The following is a 9,426-nucleotide window of genomic DNA, read 5'->3' on the forward strand; positions in this document are numbered from 1 at the left end:
CCCAAGTGGCGGAGGATGGCCTGTTCCTCGGTGGCGGTGGGGTATTCCCGCAGCGCCCAAACGCAGCGGTAGGTATTGCCGCAGATGAAGTGGTCGGTGTTAAATTTGATTACCGAGGGGGCAATCATATCCAGAAATTCTTGGATTCTGGCATCCTCCTGTGGTGAAGATTGGGGTTTTCTTTTTCTTGCCATCAGCGTTTCTTCCTTTCTGGTTTTGATTTTGGGTATAGCAAAAGCCGCCACGTTTGTGACGGCTTGAGGTAAATTGTTCACTTTGGTAGAGGATTGAGGTATAATTACAATTAGTGGTTTGCAGAACAAAATATAACACAGAGCTTGTAGCTGATTATGGTATAGTAATCAACAATCAGCATTTCAGCGAGGTAATAATGAAAAATCTATTTTTAATAGGCGGCACAATGGGAGCAGGAAAAACAGCTACCTGCCAAATTCTAAAACAAAAACTGAATAACAGCGTTTTTCTGGATGGTGATTGGTGCTGGGATATGCATCCCTTTCAGGTGACCGAGGAAACAAAGCAGATGGTTTTAGAGAATATTTTCTTTCTTCTGAACAACTTTATACGGTGTTCTGCTTATGAAAACATCATATTCTGCTGGGTAATGCACCAGCAGGCTATCATTGACGATATCCTTTCACATCTGGATACGGCAAACTGTAAGGTGCATTCCATCTCCCTGATTTGCAGTGAACAAGCCCTGAGAACACGATTGGAAAAAGATGTTGCTGCCGGTATCCGCACGGAAGATGTAATTCAGAGAAGCATCGAACGAATTCCTCTTTATGAAAAATTGAACACCTGCAAGGTGGATGTATCTGAACTCACTCCGGAACAAGCAGCGAATTTTATCATAAAAGTTGTTGAATAGAGAAAAGGATCATGATAATAAACTGGAGGTGAATGTGATGAATGATATCCAAGAACTTGTTTCCGGGCTAAAGGACAAAAACAATAAATATGCATATCAATGTTTGAAACAGCTGGAATTGGAAAGCCTGAACACAGATGCCGTGTACTCTTATTTTGATTTGTTTTCGGCTATGCTGGATGATTCAAACTCTTACATACGAACACGGGGTATTCTCCTAATTGCGGCAAATGCAAAATGGGACAGCGACTACAAAATAGATGAAATCATTGACAGATTGCTGAAACACATTATGGATGATAAGCCGATTACCGCAAGGCAGACAATTAAGGCTTTGCCCGTTATCGCAAAGCATAAGCCAGATCTCATTGACGATATCTGTAATGCACTGCATAAAGCAAATCCTCAGATTTATAGGGGCAGTATGCAGCCATTAATCTGTAAAGATATTCAAGAAACCCTGAGAAAAATTTCAAGCTTTAAGCAAAGCTGAGACGCTTGTAATGAGCGTAACAGGAAGGAACAGCTAATATGAAACCATGGTTTACAATAGACAAAATTGATTCTAACACACATATTATCAGTGAATACCGTCACTGGGAGGAAACACATTGTTATCTTGTCGAAGGAAACAACCGCGCACTTTTGATTGATACAGGGCTTGGCATCTGCGACATATCTGCGGAGGTGAAAAAGCTGACAGACAAACCGGTGACGGCTGTCGCTACGCATATTCACTGGGATCACATCGGCGGTCATAAATACTATCATGATTTTTATGCCCATGAAGCTGAGCTCAATTGGCTTTCCGGAGAATTCCCTTTGAGCATGGATACTATACGTGAAATGGTGCTTGACCGCTGCGACCCGCCGGAGGGTTACGATGTTAACACATATAAGTTCTTTCAGGGAATGCCGACACGGGTGCTGCAAGACGGTGACACCATTGATCTGGGTGAGCGCATGATCACGGCACTGCATACACCGGGACACTCTCCGGGGCATCTATGTTTTTGGGAACCACAACGTGGCTACTTATTTACCGGCGATCTTGTCTATAAGGACACGCTGTTTGCCTACTATCCGTCCACTGATCCGCAGGCATATCTCGCATCGCTTGAAAAAGTTGCGGCACTGCCCGTGAAAAAAGTATTTCCTGCTCATCACAGTTTGGATATTCAGCCAGAGATTTTGATTCGTATGCGAGAGGCTCTCATGCAACTGAAAGTCGATGGCAATCTACATCATGGTAGCGGTACTTTTACTTACGGCGATTGGGCTATTTGGTTGTGATATTCGAACATATGAAGAGTAATGAGTAAACAAGGAAGCCGAAATCGCATATTTTGGCTTCCCTATTTTCATGTGTCACTCGTTCAAAATAATCCATCGCTCCCCATCGAAATCCTCAAACTTTTCAGTCGTGACATTCTGCTCAAAATAAACCGCAAGGATGCGCTTGATGTCCTCCTTATCCGCTCGCTTTACGGAGAAGCCCTGCTCTTTTAGAGACTTCTCAATGCGGGACAGGTACGGGAACACCTCTTTTTCTTTCTCGTTCCGCAGACGGATCAAAATTAAAAACTCCCTTGCTGTCGCCATCTGCACCTGTATCCGGTCAAGGAAGGACAGGTCTTTTTCGAGGAGCTTTCGCACCACGGGATTTTGCTCCTGCTCCATGCGGCTGCGGAGAAACTGTTTGTTGTCCTCGAAATTTTCCCGGCTGTTTAAGCACAGCATCTCAATCTCTGCAATGCCTTTCAGCACTGTCATCAGGGCGTAGATACGGGTGCTTATGCTGGCCTCCGACAGCACCGATATATTGCTGGGCTTGATGATAAAATACACAAGCTCCCCGTGTCCATAGGTCTGCAGGCTGTACTCGGTAATTTCCTTGGTACCGATGAGCTGCCGGGTGGAGGCTCGTTTTTTGGCTTCTGCCTTATCGTTCCTGCTCATTGGGCGTGTACCTCCATTCATAGAATTGCTGCTTGGTCATAAAAAAGGCACAGGCATACCGGAGAAAATCCAGAATGCTTGTGTCCTCAAAGCGTATTGTTAAAAAGGCGTAGACGGCGGTTATCACTATGGGCGGTACAAAACCCAGCTGGGAAACCGCAAGCACAGAGAGAAGCAGCGCCACGCCGATGATGCCGATATCCCGCAGCTGCCACAGCCACAAGGTCGCCTTTGCTCTTAAGTGATCGGGGTAAATATACATGAGGCACCTCCTTTACATCCGCATAGAAAAACCGGAGCCTTGGTTCAGTTCCGGTTCCATTTCTTTGGCGGCATAATGAACATTGGGGGAATAACAGGACTCGTTTAACTGCTTGGCATAGCTTTCAGCCTGTTCTATCGACTCAAATTCCATCGGCTTGCCGCCGTGCTTGCACCAGCTTTGGGCGGCTCCGCACACCGAACCGGCGCTGCGCATCGCCCATACGCCATATTTCTTTTCCATTGCAAAACCTCCTTGGATTTGTTCTGCAGATATCTTCCGGACAGGGATACCCAGCTTTTTTGCTTCTTTCAGCTCCATCGCCATGCCGGTGGAGATCCGGCTGCCGCAAAGCCACAGCTCATCACAGGCCTCCAGCACACGATGTCCCATGCGAAGACCGGCTTCTCTCTGGACGGGATCATGGTCGTCCAGAAACTGCGGATACAGAAGATGGACAGCTATCGGCGTACAATTCTGCTCCATCGCATAGCGGCAAGCGGTCTTTGCAAATTCGATATTCTTCTCTACCTCACCAGCATAGGGTGAGGCAATATAGACCAGCTTATTCTCGCTCATTTTGCCACCGCCTGTACTACTGTTTTGGTCATATTTACCGCAGTCTGCGCCGCATACACGGTACTCATGAGGTTGGCTTTCGTGCTGGTATCCAGCCCGAACTGTCCGGCAATGCGGGGGATTTCTCCGGCTGCCAGCATCAATCCAAGGCCGAGGAGAGCATGGTCTTTGACCACCATGAGTCCGGCAATCAGCACCGTTGCCTGCAGAAACGCTGTGAGACACAGCCCGATGACCTGCTTGCTCCATGAAACGAAGCCGTCAATGTACCCACGGGGAACACTGAACATATATAGGCTCCCCACCGCAATCTGGATGAGCAGGATGCCGCCCCTTTTGAGGTTGGCGAAGAACACTTTAATGACTGCGTATCCCATGAGGATCAATATAAAGATCATCATAATCGGGCTGGTTATGGCTTTCAGGCCGCCGAACACACTACTGGTCATGGCCTGCTCCAGATTCCCCGCATCCTGCAGGGAGGCGATGATACCTTGGGCTACCGTTCCAAAGTCGGTACCAAGACCGGTAATCCCGGCAGTGAAGCTGCCCTGCAAAGACACCGACAGCTTATACAGCTCCACCGGTACCGTGGTGAACAGCCCCACCGCCATAAAGCCTTTGATGGCATTGAGGGCGGTATCCTTGATGCTGCCTTTGCCGGACTGAGACTCAATCCCACATTCAAAGGCTGCCACCACAAGTCCGACACCGTAGAGCGCCCACGCCAGATAGGAAAAGAACAGCACAATGGACTGCACCCAGCTCATTTCGAACAGGTCAGCTCCCATGTTTCCCATCTGCATAAAAAAGTCGCCGAGGAATCCCACGATTTGACCGTAGATCCAATCTACAATCTGACCGAGGACAGTGTCGGCGACAAAATCCCAGATAAACATTTGAATTTCACCTCTTTCATAGCCTCCGCTCCCTCCCCAGCACTGGCTGTTTTTTTTCTGATTTATGACTTGACAATTAGTCATTTCAGAGCTTTAATACCACACAACGGAGGCCGCCGAAATAATGTTAAAGGAGGTACTTGTGTGGCAGATTACAAAAAGCTCTACTATAAAATGTTTAATGCAGTAACCGATGCTGAGAAGCTGGTTTCTCAGGCTACTGGTTTGATGCGCACCGCCCAGCAGGAGTGCGAGGAAACATATCTAAATGCAGACGAGACACCGCTGCGCCTGACCGATAAGCCGGAGGAGTAAATCTCCGCTACATCCCCAGCACTTGCCAGAGTATCCTTGCATAAGGGTGGTGAACGGACTTTTTTCATAGTATCTGTGTCCTTTCCATTGTTCATATTTGTTTGATTGAAAGTTCCGATTTACTATGGTAAACTCACTTTATATATCTACCGTGTAAAACTTTTGTGAAACGGTAGCATGGGAAATTAACGCTCGGTGAGCAAGTTTATATAATGTGCGAGGTGGTGCAATAAATGTTTAATGAAATTTGTATCTATGAGGCAAAGATTGAAAAGCAAGAGGAAATTGAGCAACTTATGAAAGAGGTTGCCGCCTTTTATATGGAGCAGGATGGTGTTATTGAAGTTAGATATATCAAACGCACCCACCGCCAAACAGATTTTAATGCCGTTAAAGAAGGGGCATTGCCTGTTCGCCTCACACGCAATGTAGGCAAAGTCACTTATGTTTTACATTGGACTGTTAGAGATGAAGAAACTCACGCAAGGGTGTCAAAGTTAGGGTTAGAGCATTTTTACAAGCGGTGGAACAGATGCTTAACCACTATGCCAAAAATTATTTTGGGTGAAAACATTGTGTAAGGGTATGAGCACACCCTCTGTTAGTGTTTAACTTCACCTACACAATAAAATCTGACTTATCACGAAATTGAGCCGTTGCATCTAACTTGACGCGACGGCTCTTGCTTTGTCTACATGCCAAGAATAGTCCAGTCAATGCTTGCATATGGATGGTGGAAGAATGTATCAACACATGCTATAATATCTATAAACAACTTTTAGAAGGGATAAAGAGCGATGAGTAGAATCGTTGGTGAGGTTATGGAAACTCTTTTGCTTAAAAAGCCTACTCTTGAAATAAAGAATGATGCTTTAGATTATAAAGATGAACATTTGCAAAATGGAGAAACTGAATTGCATGGTGGCGCACTTTTAGGTTCCCTGCAATATGAAGAATGGCTGAAATTGACCTTGGATAATGCAGACGAGAAAACAGTTCATTCTGATTGGGTTGTGTCAAGCACATTCTTTGTAATTCGGGAATCTGATAATCAAATTATCGGAATGGTGGATATTCGCCATAATCTCAATGACTTTTTGGCTTCTTATGGTGGTCATATCGGATATGGCGTAAGACCATCCGAACGCCGAAAAGGATATGCCACTGCAATTTTGAAAATGGCGCTTGATTATTCAAAATCGATAGGACTAAAGCGTGTTATGTTAGCTTGTAATAAAGATAATGAGGCTTCAAGAAAAACCATTATAAAATGTGGCGGCATTCAGGAACGGGAGTTCGTTCATACAGATGGTAAAACGATTCAAATTTATTGGATAAATATTTGACCACAAGTTCCAATTATAGATCAGGCTGATTTCCTACTATTAGAAATCAGCCTGATTTCTTTCTTACATTCCAACTACAGACCAGAGTATCCTTGCATTAGGTCGGTGAACGGATTTTAATTTTCATAAACAGCGCTTCCTTTCATATTGACATTTTTTGATGTGAAGCATATACTATATCATATCAAGATAATTTGATGTGAGGTGATAAACGTTGGAGCTTACTCCGGAGAAGAACGCTAATGTATTTAAGGCATTTTGCGATGAAAAGCGGCTTGCCATTTTGGAACTGCTGCGCAGCGGTGAAAAATGCGCCTGCGTGCTCATTGATCAAATGGAAATCGGTCAGTCCTCCTTGTCCTATCACATGAAGATTTTATGTGAATCGGGTATTGTCGAAAGCAGACAGGAAGGCAAATGGACACATTATAAAATCAGTGAACAGGGCAGCCACGAGGCCATGCTCCTGTTAAAAGCAATTACCACCCCCAATGCAACCGCTGAAGATACTCGTTGTTGCAATCAATAACGGCCATCTGATGGAAGATGGCTTTTATTCGGCACAACATATCAAGTTTTTTTGATATGACTATTGAATTTAAGAAAGAGAGGCGCTTACCCTATGGAGATCCTTCAAAATACGTGGCTGTTCTTTCAAGACCAAGTGCTTGGAATGAAATGGCTCAACGCCCTAATCGGTAATCTGCTCTCGTTGTTCGGTCTTGATGTAACAGGACGAATTGGTGGCAGCGTTCAATTCTTTATCTATGATGTACTAAAAATCACCGTACTGCTCTGCGTGCTGATTTTCATCATCTCGTACATTCAAAGCTACTTCCCGCCGGAACGAAGCAAGAAAATTATGAGCCGCTTTCACGGCGTGTGGGCAAGTATCATGGCAGCACTGCTTGGCACGGTAACGCCTTTTTGCTCTTGCTCCTCCATACCTCTGTTCATTGGATTTACCAGTGCCGGACTGCCCCTTGGCGTGACTTTTTCCTTTCTGATTTCCTCACCCATGGTAGACCTCGGGTCGCTCGTTCTGCTCATGAGCATCTTTGGCACAAAGGTCGCTATCGTCTATGTCGTTGTGGGCCTGGTTATCGCGGTCGTTGGCGGTACGCTGATTGAAAAACTTCACATGGAAAACTATGTGGAAGAATTCATTCGCTCGGCAAGCGGCGTAGATATTGAATCGCCTGACTTAACCCGCAAAGAGCGTGTCATTTACGCCAAGGATCAGGTGGTGTCAACCTTCAAAAAAGTTCTGCCGTACATTCTGGTTGGCGTGGGCATCGGAGCTATCATCCACAACTGGATTCCTGAAAGCTGGATTGAGATGGTGCTTGGCAGCAATAATCCTTTTGGGGTAGTGCTGGCAACTCTGCTTGGCGTTCCCATGTACGCTGACATTTTCGGCACGATTCCGGTGGCCGAAGCGCTGCTCTACAAAGGCGCGCAGCTTGGTACGGTTCTCTCCTTTATGATGGCAGTCACAACGCTTTCCCTGCCCTCCATCATCATGCTGCGCAAGGCGGTAAAGCCGAAGCTGTTGGGCACATTTATTGCCATCTGCACCATCGGCATTATCATTGTTGGCTATCTGTTTAATATTTTCCAGTATCTACTGGTTTAATGGGAGGGAAAGAGAATGGCTAAAAACTGGTATCCAGTCATCGATTATCTTGCTTGCACTGAATGCGGAACCTGCGTGGATTTTTGCTCCCACAGTGTTTATAACAAAGCAAAAGCCCCGTCCCCTGTGGTGATGCAACCCGGAAACTGCATTGACCGTTGCCACGGCTGCGGCAACAAGTGTCCGGCAGGCGCCATCTCCTATGTAGGCGACGATACTGGCTGGACACCGCCAAACGACGAATGCAGTGCAAAAAAAAGCGTAGATTGCTGCCGCGGCGGGGCTTGTGAGGAGGATTCCTCCAAGGCTGTGCTTGTGGAATATCTCTATCTTGATCTCAATACCTGTGACCGCTGTATCGGCGCCGATGCGGTACTGGAAGAAGTTTTGGGCAGTATCGCGCCCGCTCTGGAGGCTGCCGGATATACCATGCGGCTTCAAAAGGTACAGATCGCCACAAAAGAACTGGCGGAGCACTACCGATTCCTTGCGTCGCCCACCATTCGTGTAAATGGGCAGGATATCTGCGGACCTGTTGCGGAAAACACCTGCGGCTGCTGTGGTGAAATCAGCGGAACCGATGTGACCTGTCGTACCTTTGCATACAAAGGTCAAGCCTATGAAGTACCGCCCAAAGCCATGCTGGCCGAAGGAATTCTAAGAGCTGTGCTCGGCATGGTGCAGCCCGTTTGTGACTGCGGCGAGTATTCACTTCCAGAAAATCTCAAAAACTTCTTTGAGGGAAAAGCTGTGAAGACCGGTTGCTGCCCTGAAGGTACTTGCGGATGAGTAAACAAAGGATATAAAAACAGTTATTCCACTTTTGATTTTCGCCGTCATTGCCGAGATTGACCTTTACGGTTTTGGGTATCCTTGCGGCCACGGCGGGCAGCCTTGTATGGAGTGTTTTGCTACTGCTGCTCTATTTCATTGGGCACGGCATTCTCGCCGTGATTGCGGAGCCTTCCATGGGCTTTGCCCAAAAGCTCTCCCAAAGCGAGAAGTATGGAAAAGCCAGCGCTATTTTGAAAATCGTCATGGGCGCGGTGATCCTGCTCATCGGTTTCTATTTGTTATATTCAGGTTTCTAATCATGAATTTAAGGAGGTTTTTATTATGGCATTGTTTGGTTTTGGTAAAAAGAAAAATGCAGAGGAAGAATTGGTGCAGTGTGGTTGCGGGGAAATGTGCAAGCCCTCCGAAATTGCCGCAAAGAAAGCTGACGAAGAAGCAAAAGCAAAAAACTCCGGTTGCTGCTGTGGCGGTGACTGCAATACAGAAACGATTGCGGAAGCCGAAAAAGCAAAAGTGAGCGGTTCATCCGTCAAGGTGCTTGGCTCGGGCTGTGCAAAGTGCAATCAACTGGAAGCGGCTACCTTGGAAGCGCTCAAAGAGCTTGGCATGGATGCCACCATTGACCATGTGACAGACTTTACACAGATCGCTGCTTACGGTGTGATGACAACTCCTGCATTGGTTGTGGACGGCAAGGTCGTTTCCTTTGGAAAGGTTTTAAAAAAGGACGAGGTCGTTAAAAT

Annotated in this window: 15 protein-coding genes and 1 pseudogene; 11 read left to right on the plus strand and 5 right to left on the minus strand. The window is 46.3% G+C overall.

Annotation, left to right across the window (positions count from 1 at the left end):
- A pseudogene (locus RT018_RS13700) lies at positions 1–194 on the minus strand (type VI secretion protein); the annotation flags it as partial.
- A gap of 197 nt (positions 195–391) precedes the next feature.
- Between RT018_RS13700 and RT018_RS13705 the strand changes: the two are divergent.
- The 3 genes from RT018_RS13705 to RT018_RS13715 are packed head-to-tail and all read left to right on the plus strand — an operon-like array spanning position 392 to position 2,185.
- Complete coding sequence (locus RT018_RS13705; RefSeq protein ID WP_312942865.1) at positions 392–892, plus strand: AAA family ATPase; 501 nt, start codon at positions 392–394, stop codon at positions 890–892.
- A 37-nt stretch (positions 893–929) separates the two neighbouring features.
- Positions 930–1,385: a SufBD protein gene (locus tag RT018_RS13710; protein WP_195199114.1), complete on the plus strand. Its 456-nt coding sequence runs from the start codon at positions 930–932 to the stop codon at positions 1,383–1,385.
- A gap of 38 nt (positions 1,386–1,423) precedes the next feature.
- Positions 1,424–2,185 (plus strand): MBL fold metallo-hydrolase, encoded by a 762-nt coding sequence (locus RT018_RS13715; protein ID WP_195199115.1) that lies wholly within the window; start codon positions 1,424–1,426, stop codon positions 2,183–2,185.
- Between the two features lie 75 nt (positions 2,186–2,260).
- Here RT018_RS13715 and RT018_RS13720 read toward each other — a convergent pair whose 3' ends face one another.
- The 4 genes from RT018_RS13720 to RT018_RS13735 are packed head-to-tail and all read right to left on the minus strand — an operon-like array spanning position 2,261 to position 4,591.
- Complete coding sequence (locus tag RT018_RS13720; RefSeq protein WP_195199116.1) at positions 2,261–2,851, minus strand: hypothetical protein; 591 nt, start codon at positions 2,849–2,851, stop codon at positions 2,261–2,263.
- Positions 2,835–3,113: a hypothetical protein gene (locus RT018_RS13725; RefSeq protein WP_195199117.1), complete on the minus strand. Its 279-nt coding sequence runs from the start codon at positions 3,111–3,113 to the stop codon at positions 2,835–2,837. Before RT018_RS13725 ends, RT018_RS13720 begins: the two co-directional genes overlap by 17 nt.
- Positions 3,114–3,125: 12 nt before the next feature.
- The gene (locus RT018_RS13730; RefSeq protein ID WP_195199118.1) at positions 3,126–3,692 is read right to left on the minus strand and encodes a DUF4406 domain-containing protein; all 567 of its coding nucleotides are present in this window, start codon (positions 3,690–3,692) and stop codon (positions 3,126–3,128) included.
- The gene (locus tag RT018_RS13735; RefSeq protein WP_195199119.1) at positions 3,689–4,591 is read right to left on the minus strand and encodes a conjugal transfer protein TrbL family protein; all 903 of its coding nucleotides are present in this window, start codon (positions 4,589–4,591) and stop codon (positions 3,689–3,691) included. Before RT018_RS13735 ends, RT018_RS13730 begins: the two co-directional genes overlap by 4 nt.
- Before the next feature lie 144 nt (positions 4,592–4,735).
- On the opposite strand from RT018_RS13735, the gene RT018_RS13740 reads away from it, so the two are divergent.
- From RT018_RS13740 to RT018_RS13775, 8 genes are all read left to right on the plus strand, one after another.
- A complete protein-coding gene (locus RT018_RS13740) occupies positions 4,736–4,906 on the plus strand; it encodes a hypothetical protein (RefSeq protein ID WP_195199120.1) in 171 nt (56 codons plus the stop codon).
- A gap of 233 nt (positions 4,907–5,139) precedes the next feature.
- Entirely contained in the window at positions 5,140–5,487 is a 348-nt protein-coding gene (locus RT018_RS13745) for a hypothetical protein (protein WP_018213991.1), read from the plus strand.
- 216 nt (positions 5,488–5,703) lie between these two features.
- Positions 5,704–6,252 (plus strand): GNAT family N-acetyltransferase, encoded by a 549-nt coding sequence (locus RT018_RS13750; protein ID WP_312942866.1) that lies wholly within the window; start codon positions 5,704–5,706, stop codon positions 6,250–6,252.
- A gap of 214 nt (positions 6,253–6,466) precedes the next feature.
- On the plus strand, positions 6,467–6,781 hold the full coding sequence (locus RT018_RS13755) for a helix-turn-helix transcriptional regulator (protein WP_018213992.1): 315 nt from the start codon (positions 6,467–6,469) through the stop codon (positions 6,779–6,781).
- A gap of 93 nt (positions 6,782–6,874) precedes the next feature.
- Entirely contained in the window at positions 6,875–7,888 is a 1,014-nt protein-coding gene (locus tag RT018_RS13760; protein WP_312942867.1) for a permease, read from the plus strand.
- 15 nt (positions 7,889–7,903) lie between these two features.
- Positions 7,904–8,677, plus strand: a complete 774-nt coding sequence (locus RT018_RS13765; protein ID WP_312942868.1) for a DUF2703 domain-containing protein — start codon at positions 7,904–7,906, stop codon at positions 8,675–8,677.
- Positions 8,678–8,727: 50 nt separating this feature from the next.
- Positions 8,728–8,979, plus strand: coding sequence for a hypothetical protein (locus RT018_RS13770; RefSeq protein WP_139104090.1), 252 nt, complete (start codon positions 8,728–8,730; stop codon positions 8,977–8,979).
- A 25-nt stretch (positions 8,980–9,004) separates the two neighbouring features.
- Positions 9,005–9,426, plus strand: a 422-nt coding sequence (locus RT018_RS13775; protein ID WP_312942869.1) for a thioredoxin family protein, incomplete at its 3' end; no start/stop codon positions are given.

It is taken from the genome of Oscillibacter sp., assembly GCF_032060045.1.
GTDB lineage: Bacteria > Bacillota > Clostridia > Oscillospirales > Oscillospiraceae > Oscillibacter.

Bases quoted from the DNA above. Each gene is read 5' to 3' on its own strand.
- RT018_RS13735 (WP_195199119.1), bottom strand. From the start codon at position 4,591: ATGTTTATCTGGGATTTTGTCGCCGACACTGTCCTCGGTCAGATTGTA.
- RT018_RS13750 (WP_312942866.1), top strand. From the start codon at position 5,704: ATGAGTAGAATCGTTGGTGAGGTTATGGAAACTCTTTTGCTTAAAAAG.
- RT018_RS13715 (WP_195199115.1), top strand. From the start codon at position 1,424: ATGAAACCATGGTTTACAATAGACAAAATTGATTCTAACACACATATT.
- RT018_RS13710 (WP_195199114.1), top strand. From the start codon at position 930: ATGAATGATATCCAAGAACTTGTTTCCGGGCTAAAGGACAAAAACAAT.
- RT018_RS13725 (WP_195199117.1), bottom strand. From the start codon at position 3,113: ATGTATATTTACCCCGATCACTTAAGAGCAAAGGCGACCTTGTGGCTG.
- RT018_RS13705 (WP_312942865.1), top strand. From the start codon at position 392: ATGAAAAATCTATTTTTAATAGGCGGCACAATGGGAGCAGGAAAAACA.
- RT018_RS13760 (WP_312942867.1), top strand. From the start codon at position 6,875: ATGGAGATCCTTCAAAATACGTGGCTGTTCTTTCAAGACCAAGTGCTT.
- RT018_RS13745 (WP_018213991.1), top strand. From the start codon at position 5,140: ATGTTTAATGAAATTTGTATCTATGAGGCAAAGATTGAAAAGCAAGAG.
- RT018_RS13765 (WP_312942868.1), top strand. From the start codon at position 7,904: ATGGCTAAAAACTGGTATCCAGTCATCGATTATCTTGCTTGCACTGAA.
- RT018_RS13730 (WP_195199118.1), bottom strand. From the start codon at position 3,692: ATGAGCGAGAATAAGCTGGTCTATATTGCCTCACCCTATGCTGGTGAG.
- RT018_RS13720 (WP_195199116.1), bottom strand. From the start codon at position 2,851: ATGAGCAGGAACGATAAGGCAGAAGCCAAAAAACGAGCCTCCACCCGG.